General features: G+C 34.5%; 18 protein-coding genes. 14 read left to right on the top strand and 4 right to left on the bottom strand.

The genetic code is table 11. The features are described 5' to 3' along the window. Window positions 1–43 precede the first annotated feature (43 nt). The 10 genes from K5X82_08780 to K5X82_08735 all read left to right on the top strand — a co-directional run bounded on the left by K5X82_08780 (window position 44) and on the right by K5X82_08735 (window position 11,746). The gene (locus K5X82_08780) at window positions 44–718 is read left to right on the top strand and encodes a response regulator transcription factor (GenBank protein QZT38977.1); all 675 of its coding nucleotides are present in this window, start codon (window positions 44–46) and stop codon (window positions 716–718) included. Next, window positions 706–1,992 carry a HAMP domain-containing histidine kinase gene (locus K5X82_08775; protein ID QZT38976.1) on the top strand — a complete coding sequence of 429 codons (1,287 nt, stop codon included), beginning with the start codon at window positions 706–708 and terminating at the stop codon, window positions 1,990–1,992. The genes K5X82_08780 and K5X82_08775 overlap by 13 nt, the downstream gene beginning before the upstream one ends. A 573-nt stretch (window positions 1,993–2,565) precedes the next feature. Next, window positions 2,566–3,159, top strand: a complete 594-nt coding sequence (locus tag K5X82_08770) for a hypothetical protein (protein QZT38975.1) — start codon at window positions 2,566–2,568, stop codon at window positions 3,157–3,159. 186 nt (window positions 3,160–3,345) lie between these two features. After that, window positions 3,346–4,044 (top strand): hypothetical protein, encoded by a 699-nt coding sequence (locus K5X82_08765; protein QZT38974.1) that lies wholly within the window; start codon window positions 3,346–3,348, stop codon window positions 4,042–4,044. A gap of 392 nt (window positions 4,045–4,436) precedes the next feature. Further along, on the top strand, window positions 4,437–4,988 hold the full coding sequence (locus K5X82_08760; protein QZT38973.1) for an RNA polymerase sigma-70 factor: 552 nt from the start codon (window positions 4,437–4,439) through the stop codon (window positions 4,986–4,988). Window positions 4,989–4,996: 8 nt separating this feature from the next. After that, the gene (locus tag K5X82_08755) at window positions 4,997–5,944 is read left to right on the top strand and encodes a FecR domain-containing protein (protein ID QZT38972.1); all 948 of its coding nucleotides are present in this window, start codon (window positions 4,997–4,999) and stop codon (window positions 5,942–5,944) included. Then, a complete protein-coding gene (locus K5X82_08750; GenBank protein QZT38971.1) occupies window positions 5,944–8,478 on the top strand; it encodes a TonB-dependent receptor in 2,535 nt (844 codons plus the stop codon). The genes K5X82_08755 and K5X82_08750 overlap by 1 nt, the downstream gene beginning before the upstream one ends. Beyond that, on the top strand, window positions 8,468–9,367 hold the full coding sequence (locus tag K5X82_08745; protein ID QZT38970.1) for a DUF4249 domain-containing protein: 900 nt from the start codon (window positions 8,468–8,470) through the stop codon (window positions 9,365–9,367). Before K5X82_08750 ends, K5X82_08745 begins: the two co-directional genes overlap by 11 nt. 1,091 nt (window positions 9,368–10,458) lie before the next feature. Next, window positions 10,459–10,833 (top strand): LytTR family transcriptional regulator DNA-binding domain-containing protein, encoded by a 375-nt coding sequence (locus K5X82_08740; GenBank protein ID QZT38969.1) that lies wholly within the window; start codon window positions 10,459–10,461, stop codon window positions 10,831–10,833. A 124-nt stretch (window positions 10,834–10,957) separates the two neighbouring features. Beyond that, window positions 10,958–11,746 carry a hypothetical protein gene (locus K5X82_08735; GenBank protein ID QZT38968.1) on the top strand — a complete coding sequence of 263 codons (789 nt, stop codon included), beginning with the start codon at window positions 10,958–10,960 and terminating at the stop codon, window positions 11,744–11,746. 331 nt (window positions 11,747–12,077) lie between these two features. On the opposite strand, the gene K5X82_08730 is transcribed toward K5X82_08735, so the two are convergent. Beyond that, window positions 12,078–13,307 carry a DEAD/DEAH box helicase gene (locus tag K5X82_08730; GenBank protein QZT38967.1) on the bottom strand — a complete coding sequence of 410 codons (1,230 nt, stop codon included), beginning with the start codon at window positions 13,305–13,307 and terminating at the stop codon, window positions 12,078–12,080. 872 nt (window positions 13,308–14,179) lie between these two features. Continuing rightward, window positions 14,180–14,347: a hypothetical protein gene (locus tag K5X82_08725; GenBank protein ID QZT38966.1), complete on the bottom strand. Its 168-nt coding sequence runs from the start codon at window positions 14,345–14,347 to the stop codon at window positions 14,180–14,182. 973 nt (window positions 14,348–15,320) lie between these two features. Between K5X82_08725 and K5X82_08720 the strand changes: the two genes are divergently transcribed. Together K5X82_08720 and K5X82_08715 are read left to right on the top strand one after the other, a co-directional pair. Beyond that, window positions 15,321–15,962, top strand: coding sequence for a hypothetical protein (locus K5X82_08720; GenBank protein ID QZT38965.1), 642 nt, complete (start codon window positions 15,321–15,323; stop codon window positions 15,960–15,962). Between the two features lie 187 nt (window positions 15,963–16,149). Next, a complete protein-coding gene (locus K5X82_08715) occupies window positions 16,150–18,549 on the top strand; it encodes a hypothetical protein (protein QZT38964.1) in 2,400 nt (799 codons plus the stop codon). Between the two features lie 74 nt (window positions 18,550–18,623). Here K5X82_08715 and K5X82_08710 read toward each other — a convergent pair whose 3' ends face one another. Next, window positions 18,624–19,400, bottom strand: coding sequence for an AraC family transcriptional regulator (locus K5X82_08710; GenBank protein QZT38963.1), 777 nt, complete (start codon window positions 19,398–19,400; stop codon window positions 18,624–18,626). A 124-nt stretch (window positions 19,401–19,524) separates the two neighbouring features. Beyond that, entirely contained in the window at window positions 19,525–20,211 is a 687-nt protein-coding gene (gene trmD / locus K5X82_08705) for a tRNA (guanosine(37)-N1)-methyltransferase TrmD (GenBank protein ID QZT38962.1), read from the bottom strand. Window positions 20,212–20,510: 299 nt separating this feature from the next. Here trmD and K5X82_08700 point away from each other — a divergent pair, with 299 nt between their 5' ends. Both K5X82_08700 and K5X82_08695 read left to right on the top strand, forming a co-directional pair. After that, window positions 20,511–22,352, top strand: coding sequence for a DUF349 domain-containing protein (locus K5X82_08700; GenBank protein ID QZT38961.1), 1,842 nt, complete (start codon window positions 20,511–20,513; stop codon window positions 22,350–22,352). A gap of 154 nt (window positions 22,353–22,506) precedes the next feature. Beyond that, on the top strand, window positions 22,507–24,114 hold the full coding sequence (locus K5X82_08695; protein ID QZT38960.1) for a CTP synthase: 1,608 nt from the start codon (window positions 22,507–22,509) through the stop codon (window positions 24,112–24,114). Window positions 24,115–24,123 lie beyond the last annotated feature (9 nt).

The following is a 24,123-nucleotide window of genomic DNA, read 5'->3' as shown; positions in this document are numbered from 1 at the left end:
TATTGTTGTAATCGATAAAAGTGACCAATTCGGAGGATCAAGAATGAGGGTATTGATTGTTGAAGACATGGTGGCATTGGCCGAAAGTATAACTGACTATTTATCATCGAAAGATTTTCGAATGGATCACGCATGCAGTTATGATGAGGGACTAGACAAGATTGTGAATTTCGAGTATGACTGTATTTTATTGGATTTGATGATTCCTGGAGGTGAAGGGTTAGATCTTCTACGAAGGTTAAAAGAGATGAATCGTGAAGATGGTGTTTTGATCATTACTGCGAAAGATCAAATCACAGACAAAGTAGAGGGTTTTAACTTGGGAGCGGATGATTATTTGACGAAACCTTTTCATCTGGCTGAATTATCTGCAAGGATTGATGCGATTGTCCGTAGGAAGTACGGAATAAATAGTCAAGTACTAGAACAAGGTGATGTTACGATTGATATGCAACAAAAGAGCGTTTGTGTGTGTGACTGTTTGTTGTCATTAACTAAATCAGAGTATGATGTCTTGCTGTTCTTAATTCATAATAGGCAACGGGTTGTTTCGAAAATAGCCATAGCAGAACACCTTTCTGGAGAGTTGACATTTATGCTCAATGATTTTAATTTTGTGTATGCACATATTAAAAATTTAAAGAAGAAATTATCAGAATACTCAGATAGTGAGTATATTAAAACTGTTTACGGAATTGGTTATCAATGGCAAGAGTAAGGAAATTAGTTACAAAGCAATATCTACATTACACTCTATTAGCTGGAGTATTGTTACTAGCGTCTACTCCTCTATTCTACTATCTTAATAATGCGATATATATTGAAGATGTTGATGAGTCAATCTCTTTGCGTGTAGAGGAGTTTCATGTGTTTAATGAACCTGACTTGAAGTTAAGAGATGTTCGCCAATGGAATCGTTTTAATCGAGACATTAAGATTGTCTCCTATCATGATACTACGATTATTAATAGATGTTATAACACTTTTTTCTACGATGCGTTGGATAATGAACTAGAGCCATACCGAGTTCATTATGCACCAATAAAAATAGAAACTGAAGATTTTCTACTCATGGTAAGGCAGAACCTTGTCGAGTCTGCTGATTTAATGTGGTCAATTGTGGAGTTATTCAGTATTATTATTGTTGTGTTGCTTATCTCTTTTGTTTTCTCGACTTTGCTTATATCCCAAAAATTATGGACACCATTCTATGATACTCTTCATCAGATTAAGAATTATTCTATTGAGAATACAGTACTACCTTGCTTCCGAAATAATAATATTAAAGAGTTTGTTGACTTAAATCGTGTTTTAATAACGATGCTAGAGGATGCCAAACAAACCTATCTCTCACAAAAAGAGTTTAGTGCTAATGCAGCCCATGAACTACAGACTCCTGTCGCTGTGATACAGTCAAAACTAGAGATGCTTATTCAGAGTCGAAGTATCACAGAAGATCAGGTCGTTCTCATTGAAGATCTATTTGAAGCGGTGTCACGACTTTCTCGTATCAATAAGAATCTATTGTTACTTACACGCCTAGATCGAAAGGAGACAGGGGTTACAGAGAAAGTGGATGTAATTGATCTATCTGTTAGCTTATGTTACCATTATGAACTCTATTTGGAAGGGAAAAAAGTTGTTATGGATAACTCGAATTTGAATGGTTCTATTTTTATTGAAGCTAATCGAACATTGATTGAAATACTTATTGGAAATTTAATTATCAATTCAATACAACACAACAGGGAAAATGGTAAAGTCATCATAGGTAACGATGATAGGGTATTCTATATAGAAAATGACGGTATTTTAGGTGCACTTTGTGGAGACAAAGTGTTTGAACGTTATGCTTCAGAAGGTAAACATTCATATAGTAATGGGTTAGGATTGGCTATTGTGGAGAATATATGTGGTCTCTATGATTGGAACATTGAATATAGATATACTTCTTGCCATAGACATCGATTTGAAATTAGTTTTAATAGATAGAGGTAGCGAGTCATCATTGGGACATATACTCTTTGCATATTTTGTTGACCATATTTCTATTCTAAGTGTGTAAGCTCCTTGTGTTCTACTTGGTTTATGCTGAATAAAAAGTGTCGAGGGGGTGACGTAATCTCTCTATTTCGAAGCTGTTTAAATACAATATATTACGATACTATATATTTTACTTCATAATTCAATTGGTGAAACTAGTTTATGTATTCCTTTCATGCCATTAATTTCGCATAACTAAGTTGTGTTGGATTTAGAATGAAAGATATATTTTGTTGATCTAACGGTGAATTTGGTTGAATTTAAATGTTTTCTTGTTTCTTTTTTGTGTGTAGTTATCCTTTTTGTGAAGAAATGATTTATTTCATTGCACTGATAGTTAATGTGTTGTGTTTTTTTTATGGAAAGAAAAGTGATTTTTTTCTAATCGACGTAGGGGTATTTTGTTTTTGTGCGTGTTGTAGGTGTAAATCCAATATAAGATTTAAGATATTGATCGATCAATTCAATATAGAGTTGGAATTAGTTTAGGAATACAAACAAGAACAAACATATAAGGAAAAGATGAAAGAGCTTATAATAATGATACTCGTTGCAATATTTTCATTAATTACTCAGAAGAGTATTGGTCAAGAGAAAGGGACAAACGAATTTAATGTAAATATTGGGGCATTTACTTCAAATGATATATTCAATATTGCAAGTGATGTTGCTACCACTACCATAACTGGGGGTTTGATAAGAAGTAATACTACGAAATCAACACCACAAGTAGGAATCACTTATAGGCATGCTGTGGCAGATCGTTGGATGGTATTTACAGATGTTTCCTATCAAAAATTTAAGACGGAGTATACTACTGCTGATATCAAGAGTGGCGATATTACGCAACATTTTATTACAGCAGGACTTGGTACGGATTATCGTTATATCTCTAATGGTTTTATTCAAGTCTACTCTGGTGCATCTGTGGCTTATTCAGTGATTCTGGATCAAGATAATATGCAAAAAGATAAACAGGATATGGATCGTTCTGGTCAATGGAATTTCCAAGTGAATGCTTTAGGATTGAGAGTTGGAGGGGATTTAGCTGCTTTCTTGGAGCTTGGAGTAGGATATAAAGGGGTGGTTAATCTAGGTGTTTCATACCAGTTCTAGTATTAATAAAATCATGAGATGATCATTCTTATTGCATGTATATAGTCTTTATGTTGAGCAGAAATATCAGAGCAGGGGGATTTGTGTTTCAGGTATTTACTTTGTGTAAACAAAATATATTCGCAATGATTTATCGTTCGTCTCAAATTACAATTGGTATAGATTTAATAAAAACAGTTGTTCTCTATGAAAAACCAATTAAGTTGTAAAGTAGTTCTTCTTCTATTTATGATTAGTGCGATGGTAAGTTGTGAGTCTATCGACTCTATGGAGTTGGATGCTAAATCGGCTATTTACCAAGAGTATCAAGTGACATATAATAAGACACGCAATACAACGAAAGTTGATGCTACTTTTAGAGAGAGGACATCCAAAGGTACTCGTATAACTCTATCAGGGGATTCAAAGGTGCAGTTTAATGATGAGAATGAGGATAGCTTTTCGACAATATCTCACTATTTCTATCATTGGAAGCGAGATAAAATAATGGATGTAACTGTAGTTTTTAACAAGAATCCAAAGACCACCTTTGTAAATAAATTTTCACAAAAGAATTCAGCTGATATCAACTTTGTTGATGATTTTACAACTTTTAACGGTAGACAGAAAAATGTAATCCATTGGAAGGGAGCTGCTCCTAAAGAGAATGAGCAAGTAATTGTAAATATCTATCAGGACAAAACATTTTCGATGTATGCAACGACTGAAAAAGGTGCGGATAAGATTGAAGTAGAAGGGCTGTTCAGTAGTGGTTTTAAAGCTGGAAAGGTAAAGGTGGAATTAATAAAAAAACATTCTTATAGTGCTATTAATCAGTCAGATAAAGATGCTGGAGGCAAGGTTTCTTATCTGACACTTGTAGAGAAGGAGGTGATGATCAAGTAGATTTAATAAGAAAAAATCCATAATCGTAAATACAAAATTTCGTTTAGAAATCCGTTGTTGGTCCTCATGGTACGCTATATGCCATGGGGATTTTTTCACTCTTACTCTGTGATATTACCTGTTTTGAATCATTCGAGGTGTAATACTTTATCGGTTGTTTTGGGATGTAGTTGATATTTAGAGACTTCTCTTTGCCTTTCCTTATGTATTATTGACGTGTTTGGATGATGGTAGTATGTTTTGATGATTAATGTTATTAAACGAAAAGTTGTATTGGGGTGTTTTAGATGTATGTTAAACCACTCTGGTGATGGATGTTAACTATGAAAAATATATATTCGTATCATTATGTGGCTTTTATGTGCGATATAAACAAAAGATAACCAACTGATATGTCTGATAACAAAGAGATGGATGCCTTCCATATATTTTTTGATAAGCACTATGCGATGCTATGTTCTATTGCGTATAACTATCTGAAGGATAAGTGTGAGAGCAAAGATGTCGTACAAGAAGTGTTTATAAAAATCTGGACCCAAAAGAGGGAGCTGGTGGAAGATCCAAAAGCAAAATATTACCTTATTACTGCAGTTAAGAATAATTGCGTATCACTACTGAGAAAGAAGATTCATCATTATTCGGTGGAAGAGATTCCATTAGAAGAGAAACATATAGATCAAGATTGTTTAGAAGAGTTTGAACCAAATCAATATATTGAAAAAGCGTTAGAGACTTTACCACCCAAATGTGCGGTTATTTTTAAAATGAGTCGTCTGGAATCGATGACTTATGTTGAGATTTCGGAAGCGCTTCAGATATCTATAAAGACTGTGGAGAATCAGATGGGAAAGGCAATCAAATCGATGAAGGATTTTATTAAGAAACACCCTATTCCAAGCTCTTCGTTTATTTATATTATACAATTGTTGTCGAACCATTATTAAGAAAGAAGATGAAAAATATAGATGAAATATTAGCAAAACACTTCTCTCAATGTACAACAGCGGAGGAAGAAGAGATTCTTTCGCAATGGCGTCTTAATAATGAAGAGACATACAAGCAACTTTCTACTATAATGAAAGAGACCCAATATATTGATTATAGTGATCTGTTTGACCCCCAAGAGGGTTGGGAAGAGGTGTCATCTAAAATGAATTTGAAGGAGGCTAAAGTAACTGGTAAGGTTCGAAACTTATGGTTCCGTAACCTCTCGATTGCAGCATCGATAGTTATGGTGTTATCTTTGGGATTGTGGCAGTTGTTTTCGTCGCATGAGAAGGTGATAAGAGCTGATCAGATGATGACTTACACTCTACCAGATCATACTAAAGTTATTTTGAAGAAAAATAGTGAATTGAAGTTCAATAAGACATTTGCAGATGATCGTAGAGACGTGTCTTTGAAGGGAGATGCATTCTTTGAGGTTGAGAAAGATTCATCACGCCCTTTTACTATTCATTTGGCTGAAACGAAAGTTACGGTGTTAGGCACCTCTTTTAATATCATGACCGAAAGAAGTGACGCTATTGTAGTGGTGCGTACAGGTCGTGTTGCTTTTGAAAGTAAAGATCATCAGAAAGTGATATTAACTCCGGGGGATAGAGGAGTCTATCGTTCTCAGAATATTATTAAATCAATCAATAAAGATCCTAATTATATGTCATGGGTGACCAAAGATATGGATTTTAAGAATTGTTCATTATTGGATGTCTTTGATAAATTGGAAGAGGTGTATATGCAAAAGCTTTCTGTTCAAGGGGATTTTAGTGATATGTTTGTTACGATACATTTTAAAGATCAAACATTACAAGAGACGTTAGATGAACTTGCGATCCTATTTGACTTAAAGGTGGTCTCTAACGGGAGTCGTTTTATCGTCGTTAAAAAGGATGAAAAGTAATGAGAGATCGCATTGTATTTATTTTATTGATGACTACGTTACAATCTTATTTTGCAAAAGGACAGGATTATATTGAAAAAAAGGAGGCGATATTTGTCGTTGAGGAAGATCTGAATTATCCGATGGTTGTGCTATTGGATTGGGTTTCTACACAAGGTATTAATGTGGCATATCGAACTAATGATATTCATTTGAGCGACTCTCTATTTTTAACTACAGGAAGATATAGCTGTGATTCACTGATTGGGAGTATTGTGATCAAAAAGAAGCTAAGAGTTGTAAAACGAAAGCATAAGGTGCTTTTGGTTCCACAGAAGGGGCATCGTACTGAAGAGAAAACGATATCTGGTTTTGTCCGGGATGTCGTATCTAAAGAGACACTTATTGGTGCAGCGATCTATATTCCAGATATTAAGCAGGGGGTCTATACCAATAAGCATGGTTTTTTTAGCGTGAAGGTGCCTAAGAATACGACTAATCTAGTTGCGTCATTTTTAGGGTATAGTCCTGTGATTATTGATCTTGATGAGGAGGTGTATGATATTGAATTGAAGCCGAAACAAGAATCACTCGTTGAGGTTAAAGTTCGTCCTAATAGAAGTCACTCTACATCATTCGATCATGAGGTTATTCGAGAGTCTGACTTGGGGCATTCGGCAACGTTCCTTGGGGAGACCGACCTTGTTCAAGCATTGCAGTTTCGAGCTGGAGTAAGCGGAGGTGTCGGTGCCGGAGGTGGATTTTCTGTGCGAGGAGGGAATCCGAATCATAACTTATTCTTGATTGATGGAGTACAGGTATACAACCCTAGCCATTTGGCAAATATATTTTCTGTTTTTAATAGTGCTGTAGTAAAACAGGTTGATTTCTATCAAGGGTCTTTCCCTTCGAGGTATAATGGGCGTCTCTCTTCTGTTGTGGATATACGGACAAAGGAGGGAGATATGAGAAACTATCATGGAAGTGTTTCATTGAGTCCTCTTACGTTTACTACACATCTGGAGGGGCCTATATTAAAAGATAAAGCATCTTTTATCGGTTCATTAAGACGAAGTTTTCTAGATCTGTTTTTTACCGATTTGACATTAAACTTATTTGATCTGAATTTAAAAGCAAATTATGTTATTTCGAAAAATGATCGTGTGTTTTTGAGTTTCTATAAAGGACATGATCGGTTTAATTTGAAATTGTCGAATAATAATTTCTTCGATATTTTCAGTGGTGTAGAGTTAGATTGGGGAAATACCCTACTGACTGCTAAGTGGAATCATATTCAAAGTGCCAACCTGTTTCAAGAGACCAATATTAGTTTTAGTAGTTACAATAACTCTTTTAATGGAAATACGCAATCGATGGAGAGTGTCGATCGTAATAAGATTTTAGATTTTGTGATTCAGACCCAGTGGCAACATACCTTGTCTAATAGAATGTTGAATACCTATGGCGTGAATATAAGATATCAGAATTTTGTATTTCCATTTGTTGAGTCGAGAGTTGGTGCTGTAAGTACCAACCGTCGGTTGTCTATGATGGCTGCTACGTTGAATTTATATTATGAGGGCAAATGGCGAATATCAGATATGTGGCATCTAAAGGCTGGTATAAATGGTAATTTTCATATGACTAAGAATGCTACGTTTGCTTATGCTTCTCCTAGAGCTACTATTGGTTTCTTACCCACTTCCAATATTAACCTGTATGCATCTTATTCAAGAATGGATCAGTTTCAGCATGAGATTACTATTGGTTACTTCTCTTTACCAACAGAGTTGAGAGCCCCAAGTAGTAAGTCCGTTCCTCCTGAGATTTCTAACCAGGTTGAGATTGGAGCGATCTTGGTTCCCACCCCAAATAGTAAGTTAAAGGTTCAAGCATATCTTAAAAGAATGGATAATATTCTTCGTTATAAAGATGGACAAAATGTAGCACAGAATCTTCTAGCTCCCAGTTTAAAAGATCGTGTTCATATCGGCACACGAAGAGTTAAAGGGGCAAATGTTAGTTATGAATATAGAATAAAATTATTGACGTGTGGATTGTCCTATAGTTTGATAAGATCAGAAGATGCTTATCCTGAGATTAATGGTGGGGCATATTATCCATCATTAAATGATATAAGGCATAATCTGAATGGTACTATTGATATAAGGTTAACCAAAAAGCTAAGGACGTTTATTACTGGATATTATTCTACAGGTCGCCCTGTTACATTACCAGAGTATGCGATTCAAAGTATGGATCATATTCATGGTATTGAGGATTGGGACAGTGGCTCTTTTGTGAATTATAATAGTTATGGAATTAATAATCATCGTTTGTCAGATAATTATAGTTTAAATGTTGGAGCGAGTTATAAGAAGAGTACCAAAAGGCAGCATACGATTGTTTATCGGTTTGGGGTGAATAATATTGTTGGTCGTCCTTCTCCCATCGTTATTTTGCCAGAGTATGATAGCTCTAATCGTATTGTTGAGTTTGAGCAGATGTCTTATATGAATGCTTTCCCATATATTTCTTTTAGTTATGCGTTTTAATCGTTTTAGAGAGAAGATCATCATCGTTGTGGTAATAGTTGTTTCTGGACTACTCGTTGTTGGTTGTAGCATGGAGAATTTGGATTTCTCACAAAATAAAGAAGATAAGATTACTGTTTTAGGAGAGTTGTCTCCTGAAGGTAAGAATACATTAAGCTTGTATTATGCCGCGAAGTTATTGACAGGCGAACTTGAACGACCTATTGAAAATGCTGACGTGGAGTTGGTGGATTTAAAGAGTAAGGAGAAGGTGAGCTATAAGTATACTAAAAATGGAATATGGGAGATGGATTGGAGGGACAACTCTTGGGTCTCAGGTAGAAGTTACCAATTAAACATTGATGATGGTAAAATACAGGCCTCTTCTGTTGTTCAAATGCCTTATGCTCTTGAAGCTCATGTTAAGAGTATTAAAAAATTTGAAGATTACTATTCGATCTCTGTCTTGATTAAAAATCCTCATCCTCATGCGTGTTATTGTTTGGTGAGGATGTTGGGTAGAGCTTTTCATATTGAGAATTCTGTTGAAAAGGTGTATGCCACAAATTATCAATCGGTTCCTGTTTCGTCACAGGATAAGTTTATTGCGAACAATATCTTTAATGAGATTCGGTCTCCATATAAGATGTTATTTCTAGATATCCCTGCTGATCAGGAACGCTTAGTTACTTTTAAAAGTTACCTATCTTTGGTTTACAATACTGATTTTTACCTGTGGATAAAGTCTTTAGATAAGACCTATTATAAGTTTCGTTATCGTAGTGTGGTGCAAAGTGAGAATGTAATTGATGGCGTGATGAATGTTATGCCACTCCATTCTAATATAGATCAAGGGGTGGGTTTTTTTGGTGCATGTCGCACAAAAGAAATAAATATTGATCTTCCTTAGTTGATCCCATATAATGGACTTTGAATATGGTTATCAACAAGTTAATAACTCTGTTTGTAGTCTTATTATTATACTAAATTATTTGGTCTCATCACTTTTATTTCGGTTTTTAAAAAGATGTTCCTTATTGTAGTTTGGTTGTGTCAGTTGTTATTCATTGATATACAGCATCAACTGTGTGTTGAGCTATTTTCTTGTATTCAATTTGTTGGTTCTTTTAGAAACTGGGTATACAACAAAATGAGGACAAATAATGTAATGATGAAGATCTTCGTTGTTTATTATACTAAATTTCGATCTTCGTATGATAAAAAGAGTAATAATATTTGTGTTCATTGATCTCAAACTGAATTATATGAAAAAGGTTCTCTAGTTACTACACTTTTCCAATTATGACTTATGGCTCATGTTTCTTGTAACTGTTTTTGATGTGTCTTGAACAGTGCTGTCTGAATAAAATATCATTTATGGCTGACAACTTCCATTTAGCATCACCACCTTCCTGTTTTTTATAACAATACTCTCCGTAGCCATATCATCCGAATTTGATCATCTATCATTTTGAAATCATACATATCTATTGCAGTTGTTGAATACGACGAACTCAATAATGTTAAATTGAACAGGGATTGAACCCTCTGTTTAAGTGGTTATAAGCAATTGCTATTACAAGGTATTTTGTAGTTACACTATTCCTAATTGGTTCTTTTCTATTATGCTAAATTCTCTGCTTTTTGATGAATAACTTCCTGAAACTTTAGTCCTACGAGTATTTTGAGTCTCCTATATTTTGATGTTATAATATAAATAATAATGTTGCGTCATTTTGATCTTAGTTTATTAGATATAATTTTTAAAGCCATTTTACAGTCATTTTAATAATAACAATAGTTTTATTTTGTAATTATTGATGGTGTCTCATTGTTTGCTTTGTTTAAATTGTAGTGTTTATTGCAACACATTTCATTTATTAGATAAGATAACCGTTTATAAAAAGTAATAGCTTCTGTTTATATATTTAAGTATACAACAATATAACCGAACCGTATTACGCATTCGTCATACTATTTATGAAATCAATTTAAGTTATAATGAGTATAGAACAGGCTATCCCTAAGAAAAGCAGAAAGATTGTTATTCGTGTAAAAGAGAAGACACACTTTATCAATATTGAAGAAATTAGTTATCTGCATTGTGATTGTTATCTTACCACAGTCCACACTTGTATTGGTGAAAAAATTACCGTAGCAAGATTATTGAAGTATTTTGAGGAAGATCTTCTAGGAGAAGGTTTTGTCCGAGTTAACAGAAATATTCTGATTAATTGCAAAAAAGTAAAGTCGTTCGAAAGAGGGGGTAATAGAATGATCACTATGGACACAAAGGAACGACTAAAGGCATCAAGAAGAGGATTGGTGAAACTAAAATTGGTGATTGACAATCAAACCGATTACTTCCTTCCATAAACACTGCCATTTATTAGATTAGAAAACCAAAGTGAATTACCTTAATGATAACTTTCTATCTTTAGTTATTGGATATTCGTAAATATGAATATCAGAATATCAACTATAATTATAAAAAAATGTTATGAAAGACCATTTTGGAATTGCAGCTAGTTCTGCAACAATTATTGCAGCTATTATTGGGAGTGTAACGACAACAGCTACAGCTGTTTGTGCTCAGGTGGGACAACATCAAGGAAAAAGTGGAAGAGGAGAGCCCATGACAATTGAGCTTGATGAGGAAAATAAAGACTTCTTGATGTCAGAAGAAACAAAGAAGGTTTTTGAAGCAATAGTTTATTGTATGTATGAACGAGAGAAATTGTATTGCTCTGAAATCTCAGATGAAGTAGCGAAGCTTAATACAGTAAGTTTGTTCTCAAGAACATTGAATAATAATAAAATAAAGTTTACAGGTGAATTTGTAGCGAGTGGAGATAATGGAACAAAGAAAATAACTCCCTATGGTGTTGCAAATATACAATATGAAGGTGGGACATTTAATATCTCATCTTTTGACAATGACACTTATATAGAAAATAACTTGTCAATAACAGATGTGGCAGATAAGAAAGGTCTAACCTCCTTGAGATTATTAGAGAATGAATCGTTTGATTTTTTGACGCGTTTTGAGGTTAATTACGAATCACATAAAGATGTTGATTGGTTATCTGATGACGATGTTTATGTAAGGGGCGAATATATTAAGTTTGTTAATGAAGGATACAAGTTGCTTCTAGAATGTTCTGTGGCAATTGATTTTGATGGAGACACTGTTTCATTGGAAAATAGCATACAAAAGAAAACGGCGATTAAGGTTGGAAAACCAATTCCGAAACCAGCTTGGTGTGGACCATTAGATCCAGATGATTAATGGTGTTTTTGAATATATGAGTCCACTCCGATAATCTCATTTTATTGAAAAATACGAATCTTGTATACACTTGATAATCAGTGTGTGTTTTTCTTGTAAAATGAATAAAATACATAATTGATAGTTTTCGGAGTGGACTCAATATATATGATTCTTCGATGAACTGTGTATATGACCCAAAGTATTTAGGGAAATAGAATCTATAGTTATAGGTTCTGTTTCCCTCAGTATTTTTGATTACATAAACCAAAAGCCAATGTTCTATTCTTGTGTTGAAGATGTGATATGTCTTAACATTTAAAAAAATAAAGATAACAATGTTATTTGACTCTTAATTTATAAATGTGATTGCTTTTCCTGTGGATCCTGCTCTACCTGTTCTTCCAATACGGTGGGTGTAGCTGTCCATTGTTGGAGGTATTTGAAAATTGATTACAAGAGATACGTCTTTAATGTCAATTCCTCTTGCAGCAACATCTGTTGCTACCATCACTTTCAATTTTCCTTGTTTGAAAGCCTCAATGACATTCGTTCTGTAGTTTTGAGACTTATTTCCGTGAATCACATCTGATTTAACACCAGACTTATTTAGTTTTTTGCTTATTTTATTTACTTGATGTTTTGTCTCTGCGAAGAGGATAATCTTTTCATAACTATCATCTTTTACGAGCTTAAGTAAGAGATCAAATTTACTTTCATCACTACCGACTTTAATGATGTCTTGATCTACATTATTTCCTGATATATTATGGTTTGTAGCATTTACTCTAACAGGATTTTTAATGATCTCTTTGATGAGTGCTTCTTGTGACTTATCTGTAGTTGCAGAGAAGAGCATCGTTTGTTCTCGGCTCTTCATTGCAGCGATGATCTTACGAACATCATGAATAAATCCCATATCTAACATTCGGTCAAATTCGTCAATCACTAGCTTGGAGACACGACCTAATTTTAGGTTTTTACGTTGTATTAAATCATTTAGTCTTCCAGGAGTACCAACGATAAGGCTCATCTTTCTTTTTGTATTCGCGATGTCCTTATTAATGTTTGTACCACCAATAAAACATACTGAATTAAGAGATGTTCCTAATGTAAGTGACTTAAATTCGGCATCTACCTGCTGTGCTAATTCTCTTGTCGGAACCATGATAAGTGCCGTAATAGAGTTGTCGTTTAACATTTGGTGTACCATTGGAATAAGAAAAGCTCCCGTTTTACCAGTACCTGTGGCAGCGATACCGATAAGATTTTTCGATTCCATTAGATGGTCAATACTCTTTTCCTGAATTTCCGTAGGCTGTTGGTAGTTCTTACGTTCAATATTTTTGGCTAGCTTAGGGTGTAGATCAAGGTCTGCATAATGTATTTCTGATACATATTTAACTTGCTCTACAGAAGTAGCTTTTTTAATAAGTTGCTCTGGCTTGATATCAGAAGTTGCGGCTTTTTTATTTCCTCGACTTCTTGGGTTTCTATTTGACCTAGGTGAATTGCTTTTATTCTTGGTAAAACTTCTACCGTTACTTTTATTGTTTTTACTCTTATTATTGTTTTGATTCATTATTATCTTTTTTGTTGTCTACATTCTTCAAACACTGTTTTGTTGTAATCAGATTTTATGCTCTGATCATTGAAAACATATTCGATCTATTAGAGATTAAACCTAGCCGTTTTGACTACTTTTTAATAAAGTTGGTCAATGGGCATCTACCTTCTTATATGATGATAATCGGATTGTATTATTTAAAATTCTTCTGTCAAGCTCAAGAAAAACAGACCATAATAAAACAGCAAGCTGTACCTACTTTATATTTTTCAATTTGGAGCTTGTTGCCATAGTGGATTTTCTTGTATCCAGGAATGTCAAATCATGTTAACTCTAATGGTAAGATCAATGTTAAAATGTGGGGTGTAGAAGGATGAAAATCAAACAATTGATTATTTACTTTAAATATCTCGTTATACTCGGGTGCAAATGTAGGATTATTAAGTTGAAGTACAATTTAATTTGTGTGATATTCATCATTTTAGAAGGTCCTCTTTCGTTTTATGATGGTAAAAGTAAATAATATGTAGGTAAGAGTTTCTTTTATCAAGTTTAAAACTTGATTGTTACATCGACGGTGATCATATTATCTGTTTGTAACGTATGCTATAGATGATCGTATTGATTATCATAAGGTATCAGATATCACTTAAAAGTGAATCTATATTTATCCTTATGTAATTTTTATTTAAAGTGTTGATATATTGGTCGCTTTCTTGAATATTGGATGGTATAAAGCAATGAGGTTGAAAAATAACATCGATAATTGGATTCAATAGATAGAAGCATTAAGGGGGTATATCTAATAAAAATTTACATAGGATAATAATAGGTGTAAAAGGTGTCGTATTTAATTATACGAACCCGTTAGCGGGTAAGCCCATTTGCTAACGAAGACTTACCATTTGCTTTACTTGTTCAATTTGAGAGTCGATAGATTGGATATATTCTCTTTTAGTCATTCCATCAACCAAAGTGTTTTCGTCAAAATCTACTGCTTCTTTTTTTAGCATATTAAAATGCTCTAATGTTTCGAAATATTCTTTTCTTCCCATAATGTTAAAATTTTAATTGATAATAAAAATGGAGATTTTCTCCTTTTGTTAAATGCAAAAGTCTTTTTCGTACGACATGGTAGAGATAGACATATCGTAATATGTTTATCTGCTAGACATTATTATTCTAAGATCATTTGTACGGTAAAATATGTCTGTGATTTAGACTACTTCCAATGAATGATGACAAAAAATAAAAGTTAAATGCATTAATTTTAGCAATCCTTACAGAAGTATATTCTAGATAATCATTTGCTATTTTGAAATGCAAGTGTGTCTTGTAATAAGAGACTTTTTAGTTGTTGTAATATTGTTCTATTTCGCTTTGTTTGAAGAATTGGTCATGAGGACACCCATGCTTTTTTTTCTTTTTATCCCCAACTCTTCGGGTTGATACTAAATACAGCGTTAAGTCAAACTAAATAAAAATACCTTTAAAGTAAAGAAATTAGAACGTGATATTTACTTCCAATTCCAATAGATGACTTTGTGAGTAGAACTCTACCACGATACAAATATACAATAAAAATAATAAATCGCAATTCTGATGGAGAAATTTGGCTTGTAAATCGATATTGAACGTCTCATCTTTTTGAGAAGATGTCGGGGATAAATGATTTAGGATATTCTTTACCATTTTTAGAGTTCAGATAAAATAATGACATATGTAATATTTTAGAAGTGATTTTTGTCTTAAATGATAATGGGAATCTTTAATTTTGTAATGAATGCTGATCCTATATTGAAATGAATCATATTTTTACGTTTTATTTTGTTCTTAATATCGTTGATGAAAATAATTCTGCTTCTTTTGACTCAGACGAAGCAGAATATATTTGAAACAGATTGATGATCATTAAATAATAGAATTAGTATAAATTTCAAGGTGATTGTTTGGGGATATTCATGATGTGTTGCTGTTGTGGAGTATTGCTGATGAGTTTGACGAGAGTAATAAGATAGTCGATTTGTTATGAATTCGATTTGTTTTATTGTAGGTGAGAGAGGAATAAATAAATTAATTGAAGACGAAATTAAGATGTCAAAACCCAAGATTTTATTAGTACACGCATTAAAGGCTGAGATGACAAAGATTCATAATGACTCTTTTCGGTTTGAGACGTTGATATGTGGTGTTGGAAAGGTGAATTCATCTCTCAATTTATTACAGTATCTATATGATTATGAGCCGGACTTGGTGATTAATATCGGTACATCAGGATCTGTAAAGCATAAAGTGGGAAGTATTCATTGGTGCAATGAGTTTGTCGACAGAGATATGGAAATTGTTAAGGAGTTTGGAGCACCTCATCGATTGAATTTTTCTTCAGAAATCTCTGATATAGAGTGGTTGAATGTGCCTAGTAGGACTGCTGTATGTAATACTGGAGATCAATTCCTAACAGATGTCGATATTCAAGCAGATGTTTTTGATATGGAAGGGTTTGCTTTGGCGCTTGCATGTAAAAAATATGGTGTTCCAATGTTTTCTGTCAAATATGTAACTGATATTATTGGACAGAATTCTATTGCTGCTTGGGAAGTGAAATTAGAAGAAGCTAGAAACGGATTGACTAAATATATGGAAGATCTATTTAATACGATGAAGAGTTAATTCATCCGTCATCTCATTAAAATCCCCAATATTTATGTGCGAACATATATTGGGGATTCTTTTTTGGTGTGAACTACTTTTTTGTTTAAAAGTATTGTTGTTGAAGTCTAATAGTTTTAGTTACTTGTTATAGCTATCTTGTTAACAATATGGCCAATAAACGAATTAAACACACAAAAAAAGATTTATGAAGATCACTAGTAGACTACGAATTGTGTTCTTATGCATGATGATTTACTCATCTGCTTTTTCGCAAGAACATCTAGAAGGCAAATCATGGAGTGCTCAAGTGGATAAGTACGGTCGATTGCTACATTACATTGATACTACAAATGGTACCCGAGATACCATTTCATTTCGAAATGATAAATATGGTGGCCCATCATTTGAGAATGTAATATTACAAAAAACGGAGAAATCCCTTCCTGTATTTTCTTCATTGAAAGACGGTATAAGGTATCAAGTAACCTATAAAGGTCACCCCGATTGTTTAGAAGTGATGATGTCTATTAAGAATTGTCGCAAAGAAACGTATAGACCAAAGTATGAGCGAATCTTGTTGGGTTTAAATACTTATATGGAGAAATATCCTGATTGGAATTATAAGTATTTTCCGACGATGTTACGTGCAGAAAAGACTCATTTTAGTGGATATGCCATGTCTCCTTTAGGACGTGTTTTTGCTTTTGCTTCTCCTGATCCTATCGCATCATGGAATTATGAATATCAAAATAGAGGTTCATTAAAAGGACATTCTAAAGCATTAAGAGTTTGGCATAGGATATACACAGTATCACTTGATATGTTACACTGTTTGCCTTTACCTGAAAGACATCCGCAGCATTTAACTCAGTTAAGAGGTGGTGAAGAGAAGAGTATTAGATTGTTTCTAGGAGCATTGTCGTCACTTGATAATTTATCTCCATTTTACCTTAGATATACGAAAGCACCAGTATTTGATATTCCTCTTTACACAAAATCCGATAGAGAGACAATAAAAGGAAAAATAAAGTCAAACAGTGCATTAGATGTGATGGTATATGGTCCACAAAATTATGCAACCAAGTTGAAAGTGAAAAAAGTATCTTCTGATAGTTATGATTTTGAAGTAGTTCCTAATAGAGGAAGTGGAAACTACAAATTGGTCGCGACAGATCAAGAAGGGAAAGTGTCTGAGGCAATACTATATTTCCGAAAGGATTGGGACTGGTATCTAAATGCAGCACGTGATTTCGCATTGAAAGCCAAGCCAACAGATACGCATCACTCTGAATGTTTCTACCCTCTATATACCTATTTTTTAGCTAGACGCTATTTGCCTAATGCTACGGTCGATCAAAAGTGTGAGCGAGTCTTTAATGATATCTTCCCTGTACTTTATGATAGCAAGGCCAAAGAGATGCGTAATGGTAAATTTAGAATACAAGATGCTTCAACTATGATTGGAGTAATGGCTGATCGTTATCAGGTAACGAAAGATGTTGAGGATCTAATAGTTGCGTCTAATCTTGTGGATTTCTTAATCAGTACGCAGCGTGAGGATGGAGCTTACTATAGCGGTCATAACACGCATTATACATCTGTCATATACTTGGCAAAATCGATCATGGAGTATTTAACCTGTATTGAACCTTTAGCTCAGGAAAAAGGAGAGTGGGCAGAACGATATCGTCGACAATACGATTCTGTAGAGAAGTCTATTGAAAATTTAGAACGGATGAAAGATGATATTGGAACAGAGGGGCAGATGACTTTTGAAGATGGTATGATCAGTTGCAGTGCAACACAGTTGTCTTTTGCGGCATTGAGATCTCCTGATAAAAGACAGAAAAAGAGATTTTTAGATGCATCTCTTTTGTTGACCGATAAACACCAGTGTCTGACTATGTTAAATATACCAGATGCAAGGATGAATGGCGCGACATTACGTTTTTGGGAGTCTCAGTATACTGTCAATTTGATGCATGGGAATATGAATACCCCATGTGGATGGTCTGCATGGAAGACTTATGGTGTATGGTATCAATATCTGTTGACAGGAGATGAAAAGTATATTCAATTGGTGTATAATGAGCTTGGTGCGTTTATGCAGTTGATTGATTTAGAAACAGGAAAGTTTCGGTTTTCTTTTACCCCTGATCCATATATCGAATGTGAACAGTATTTAGAAACGCCTATTGGTTCAGGGAAAGCGGCTTTGCAGCCTGTTGTTATCGGGGAGCAATATATTGATGCTATCAGTGATTGGCATCAATATCCAAATCCAACATGGAGGAAAAAATGGGGTATTGATAATTTTAATCATGAAGTGATCAAGTGTATGGTAGAGGTAAGTCTCTTAAATGCTTTTATTGTAGAGCAAGAAGATGGCTCTTTTCATACCTATGGTTGTTCCGTCGTGAAAAAAGGAGATACACTTTTTGTTGAAGCTCAAGAACCTTTAATTGAGAACCTACATGTGAATTTTAAAAAGCAGTATGATATTGTTTTTCAATCAAGATCAAAACAGTTTTTTGAAAAGATCTCGGGTTTGAGGTGGGTTAATAATATTCCTGATGATATAAAAGAGTATCGTCAGATGAAGTAAAATGGTTTTCTCCTTATTTTGATATAACAAGATAAGGAGATTTTCTTGTCTATATGGATTTAGGTGAGTGAGTTTTATTTGTAAATTAATGGAGGAACAACATTTTTAGTGGAAAAAAAATGTGTTGGTGGATCTCCACAGAATTTCTTAAATGTGCGTATAAAATGGGCTTGATCATAGAATCCAGAATTCAGTGCAATCTGAGTTTGTGATAGTTGTGGGTATGTCTGTTTTAGATGTATTGCATGATTAACTTTATTTAATAGAAGGTATTGGTTTGGTGTGATTTGAAACTGATCTTTAAAAATATGTATTAAATGTTTACTTGAAATAGCATGTTCTTTAATGATATGTTTAATTCCTACATCTTCGATGTGATGGGCTCTGATAAATTTCTCTATTCTTGATGCTTTGTCATTAAGCGAGAGTTTCTGAAATAGTGGTGTTAGGATCTTTTCTGCGTCTTTAAAATTAGGAGTCTTATTTTGTATTAATGCGTCATAAAGTCTATCCGCAATATCTGACATTAGAGACGAATAGAAATGAGGAGTTACAATTCTATATCCAGATGGTTTCATAATTAATCCAATAGTGATATATTTTCCTGATACTTCAGTGGTAAATGGTGTTTTTTTTAGTCCTGATAAAAGGATGTTACAGCCAGTGATTTTATTTGTTACTATATGTTCTCCGTATACACTGAAATTTCCTTCGTAGTTGAAAATAAGTTCGGTAAAGAGTGGTGCGTGGTGTCTTACTTCAATATCAATATTAGGTCGAGTTTCTATCCAAACCAATTCGATAAACTGATTAAGTGTGTTTACAGGAGTGTATTGATAGAGAGTAGACATAAGCTATTGAGGTGTTATATCAACATATGTTGACATGCTAAAACTTAAGAAGATATGATCATTCTAATAATCAAAACACCATATGCAATGATAGTGATTGCATATGGCGTTTGGGTAATTTATTTTATACTTCATCATCAAGAAGGTCTGGACGGATCTTCTTTGTTCTCTCGTATGCTTGTTCAAGTCTCCATTCTTCTATTTTACTTTCATTACCAGAAAGAAGAATCTCAGGAACTTTCCATCCTTTGTAATCGGCTGGTCTAGTATAGACAGGAGGGCTTAAAAGTCCATCTTGGAAAGAATCTGTTAGTGCTGATGTTTCATCGGACAGTACACCTGGAATTAATCGGATGATAGCATCACAAACCAATGAAGCAGCTAGTTCTCCACCTGTTAAAACATAGTCACCAATGGAGATCTCCATCGTTATAAAATGATCACGAACACGTTGATCTACACCTTTGTAGTGTCCGCAAAGAATGATTAAATTCCCTTTTAATGAAAGAGCGTTGGCATCTTGTTGTTTGAACGGTTTTCCATCAGGGGTCATAAAGATTACCTCGTCATAACTTCTTTCTGATTTCAATTGGTTGATGGCTCTTTCGATGGGTTCGATGGTCATCACCATTCCAGCGGTCGTACTGAATGCATAATCGTCGACTTTACGATGCTTTTTGTCTGTAGACCAATCTCTAATATTGTGCACATGTACTTCTGCAAGTCCTTTGTCCTTTGCTCTTTTCATGATAGAGTGGTTAAAAGGGCTCTCTAGAAGTTCTGGCACTACGGTAAGTATGTCAATTCTCATATTACGATGAAATAATTAGATCGCAAAGGTAGGGTAGAAGAACCTTTTTTTCAAATATATATGAAAGTGTTCTTACAAAAATGGAGCAATGAATGTGGTGTTAATGTAAAAAAAACTTGTGGCTCTTCAATTTAAAAGGTGAGTTCGTTTCTTTATTACACGTAAAATAGTATATTTATAAACGAGACATCTAATTTAGAGTTTTTTATCTTCTCAGTAGCCAAAGGAGACCGATGGTAAAGATGTAAGTTTTTAGAGCTACTGAATTAATCCATATTTAGAAATAAAATATGAGCGAAATGGACGGCGACTTGCAAGAAATGAACACAGACCAATCGTCTGTTGAGAATGAAAAGAGTTCGGAAACACCAAAAGAGGAGGTGGTTAAAGAATTAACTGTTAGTGATCTTATCGATATTGAGAAGGATTTCTCTACATGCGATAAAGAGACATTAATTTCTGACTTTAAAAAATTATTAAAGTATCCGAATATCTCTGAAATAAGAGCGTATGTTGAAGCAATTGAGAAGGCGTTTACTGCTTTGAAGATTGTTGAGAACCAACAGTTGAAAGATGCTTTTATTGCTTCTGGAGAAAAAGAAGAGGATTTTAAACCTCCTTTTGATATTTTGGAGAGTAACTTTAAAGAGTTGATACATCAGTATCATGAGAAGCGAAAACGCCAGAGGGAGCAGCGAGATGTACAGCAGAAAGAGAATTGGGCCATTAAAGATGGAATCATCCAGGAGATCAAAGATATGCTGGAAGGGAAAGGCTCAATGCGTACATATTATGAGCGTGTTCGTGAGTTACAGTCGTTGTGGAGTAAGACAGGTTCTGTCGCCGCTGATAAATATAAAGAGCAGAATGAGCGCTATCATTTTGCTTTGGATCAATTCTTTGACCTATTAAGAGTTAATCGCGAGCTTATTGAGATAGATCAAAAGAAGAATGAAAAGCTTAAGATAGAGCTATGTGAAGAGGTAGAACGAATGGCTGATGTAGAAGATATCGTTGAGGCATTCAAAGAACTTCAGCTACTACATGATCGTTGGAAAGAAATTGGTTTCGTTAAATCGGAAATAAAACAACCTTTGTGGGATCGTTTTAGTGCTGCAACTTCTGTAGTGAATAATAGATACCATACTTATCAAGGAGAGCGCAAGGCGATACAAGCAAAAGATGTTGCACGTAAGCAGCAGTTGACAGACCGTATCACTGAGATTATGTCTGACACTTATGAAAAATATAAAGACATTAGTGCTTTTACGGATGAGGTAGTTGCTCTACAAAAAGAGTGGAAAGGGTTAGGTATATATTATATAAAAGAAGATCGTAAACTTAGTGAGACTTTCCGTAATGCATGTAATATGTTCTTTGCTCAAAAGAGAAAACTTCAGAAAGATCTGAAACGTCAATATCAGGATGTGATAGATCGTAAAGAGGCAATCTGTTCTGAGGCTGAATCCTTGTTGAATAGTGACGATGTGGAAGGAACAACAGCTAGACTGATTGAATTACAACGTGACTGGAAGAAAGTTGGGAATGTGCCACCACGTATGAGTGAACCTATTTGGCAGCGATTTAAGACTGCTTGTGATGCCTTCTTTGACAGAAAGAAAGGTATTCATAAAGAGGCAGCAGCCGAAGAGAAACTACATTTGGAGAGTAAGAAAGCATTGATTGAAACGATAAAATCATTTGAGCCAGTTGCTTCATTAGAAGATAATAGAGATGCTATCCGTGATTTTATCCGTCAATGGGATGAGATTGGTTTGGTTCCTCGAAGTAAAACTTCGGATGTGAATCACCATTACCGTTTGGCTCTTGATGAAGCGCTATCGAAGATTGATATGGATCAAGAAGAGAAAGTGTTGTTCCGTTTTAATATTCGTTTAGATAGTTTGATGAAGAGTGATGATAAGTTGTTTTTACTTAATAAGGAGCGTAACCATATCTTATCTAAGATGGAGAAACTTCATAATGAGTTGAGAACAACCAAGAATAATTTAGGATTCTTATCATCATCAGCTGATTCTCCTTTGATGAAAGAGGTTAATGAACGTTTGGGAAATCTTCAAAAGCAATTGACAGAATTGTCGACGCAGTTACAACGCGTGAAAGAATTGATGAAAGAATAACATATATAAACACGATTTTTTACAGATAGTTTCTCTTTTTTTCGAAAGAGAAACTATTTTTGTGTCGTTAAATTAGGTTGCATATAAGTTCAAAAAATCCATTTTTTATTTGTTACTTTGTATGCTTTGTAAACAGCACTAAATTCTTTTAATCGTGGCAAATACGAAATATATCTTTGTTACAGGTGGGGTTACCTCATCACTAGGGAAGGGGATTATTGCATCATCTCTAGCCAAACTTTTACAAGCTAGAGGTCATACTGTTACAATCCAGAAATTGGACCCATATATTAATGTGGATCCAGGGACGTTGAATCCATATGAACATGGAGAATGTTTTGTAACGAATGATGGTGCAGAGACGGATCTTGACTTAGGACACTATGAGCGTTTTTTAAATACTCCTACTTCTCAGGGGAATAATGTGACGACAGGTCGTATCTATCAATCTGTAATCAATAAAGAGAGACGTGGTGATTATTTAGGAAAAACAGTTCAGATTATACCGCATATTACGGATGAGATTAAGAGATATGTAAAGTATCTTGGAACGAAGAATAATTACGATGTAGTTATCTCAGAAATTGGAGGTACGGTTGGTGATATTGAATCTCTTCCTTTTGTTGAATCTGTTCGACAGCTTAAGTGGGAATTGGGTGATGATGCTCTATTTGTACACTTAACATTAGTTCCATATTTGGCTGCAGCTGGAGAGTTGAAGACAAAACCAACTCAGCACTCTGTAAAGATGTTGCTTGAGAATGGTGTTCAACCTGACATCTTAGTACTGCGTACAGAAAAAGAGTTGAGTAAAGATGTTCGTCGTAAGGTCGCTCAATTTTGTAATGTTGAACAGGATGCTGTAATCCAGTCTATCGATGTGCCTACGATATATGAGGTGCCATTGAAGATGCAAGAAGAGAAGTTAGATGAAGTTGTTTGTCGTAAGTTGGGACTGAAATCACATTCAGAGCCTAAGTTAGAAGCATGGAATGATTTCTTGTATCGCTTTAAGAATCCAACAAAGACTGTAACAATTGGATTGGTTGGTAAATATGTAGAACTACACGATGCATATAAATCGATTACAGAGGCATTAATTCATGCTGGTACAGTTCATCAAGTTAGAGTGAAGGTAAAGTGGATCCATTCGGAAAAGGTGGATGCCACAAATATTAAAGAGACACTTTCTGACTGTAATGGTGTTTTGATTGCTCCAGGATTTGGGCATCGAGGAATTGATGGTAAGGTCGTGGCAGCACAGTTTGCAAGAGAGAACAATATCCCATTGTTAGGTATCTGTTTGGGTATGCAGATTGTATCGATTGAATTTGCACGTAATGTGCTTGGTATTGAAGATGCTGATTCGGCAGAGATGAATCCATCTACTAAGGATCCTGTTATCGATTTGATGGATGCCCAGAAAGAGATTACTGAAATGGGTGGTACCATGAGATTAGGTGCTTATGCATGTGAAGTAAAAGAAAATACAAATTTATACCGTGCGTACGGAAAGACGAAGATTGAAGAGCGTCACCGTCACCGTTATGAATTTAACAACGAATATCTGCAGCAATATGAAGATGCTGGGATGATCGCTACGGGAATTAATCCAGAGACTAATTTAGTTGAAGTGGTTGAGATCCCTGATCATAAGTGGTATGTTGGAGTACAGTATCATCCAGAATATAAGAGTACAGTACTAAATCCACATCCTCTCTTTGTAAGCTTCGTTGATGCAGCGCAAAAAGAAGTTAAATAATTAAGAAAT

The sequence above is a fragment of the Prolixibacteraceae bacterium genome (assembly GCA_019856515.1).
Classification (GTDB): Bacteria; Bacteroidota; Bacteroidia; order Bacteroidales; family Prolixibacteraceae; genus Halosquirtibacter; species Halosquirtibacter xylanolyticus.
This window is presented reverse-complemented; position numbering and strand designations above follow the sequence as displayed.

Excerpts from the sequence above, each read along its gene's own strand:
- K5X82_08755 (QZT38972.1), top strand. The coding sequence starts at position 4,997 with ATGAAAAATATAGATGAAATATTAGCAAAACACTTCTCTCAATGTACA.
- K5X82_08780 (QZT38977.1), top strand. The coding sequence starts at position 44 with ATGAGGGTATTGATTGTTGAAGACATGGTGGCATTGGCCGAAAGTATA.
- K5X82_08745 (QZT38970.1), top strand. The coding sequence starts at position 8,468 with ATGCGTTTTAATCGTTTTAGAGAGAAGATCATCATCGTTGTGGTAATA.
- K5X82_08725 (QZT38966.1), bottom strand. The coding sequence starts at position 14,347 with ATGGGAAGAAAAGAATATTTCGAAACATTAGAGCATTTTAATATGCTA.
- K5X82_08740 (QZT38969.1), top strand. The coding sequence starts at position 10,459 with ATGAGTATAGAACAGGCTATCCCTAAGAAAAGCAGAAAGATTGTTATT.
- K5X82_08765 (QZT38974.1), top strand. The coding sequence starts at position 3,346 with ATGAAAAACCAATTAAGTTGTAAAGTAGTTCTTCTTCTATTTATGATT.
- K5X82_08750 (QZT38971.1), top strand. The coding sequence starts at position 5,944 with ATGAGAGATCGCATTGTATTTATTTTATTGATGACTACGTTACAATCT.
- K5X82_08775 (QZT38976.1), top strand. The coding sequence starts at position 706 with ATGGCAAGAGTAAGGAAATTAGTTACAAAGCAATATCTACATTACACT.
- trmD (QZT38962.1), bottom strand. The coding sequence starts at position 20,211 with ATGAGAATTGACATACTTACCGTAGTGCCAGAACTTCTAGAGAGCCCT.
- K5X82_08735 (QZT38968.1), top strand. The coding sequence starts at position 10,958 with ATGAAAGACCATTTTGGAATTGCAGCTAGTTCTGCAACAATTATTGCA.
- K5X82_08720 (QZT38965.1), top strand. The coding sequence starts at position 15,321 with ATGAATTCGATTTGTTTTATTGTAGGTGAGAGAGGAATAAATAAATTA.
- K5X82_08760 (QZT38973.1), top strand. The coding sequence starts at position 4,437 with ATGTCTGATAACAAAGAGATGGATGCCTTCCATATATTTTTTGATAAG.
- K5X82_08770 (QZT38975.1), top strand. The coding sequence starts at position 2,566 with ATGAAAGAGCTTATAATAATGATACTCGTTGCAATATTTTCATTAATT.
- K5X82_08715 (QZT38964.1), top strand. The coding sequence starts at position 16,150 with ATGAAGATCACTAGTAGACTACGAATTGTGTTCTTATGCATGATGATT.
- K5X82_08710 (QZT38963.1), bottom strand. The coding sequence starts at position 19,400 with ATGTCTACTCTCTATCAATACACTCCTGTAAACACACTTAATCAGTTT.
- K5X82_08730 (QZT38967.1), bottom strand. The coding sequence starts at position 13,307 with ATGAATCAAAACAATAATAAGAGTAAAAACAATAAAAGTAACGGTAGA.
- K5X82_08700 (QZT38961.1), top strand. The coding sequence starts at position 20,511 with ATGGACGGCGACTTGCAAGAAATGAACACAGACCAATCGTCTGTTGAG.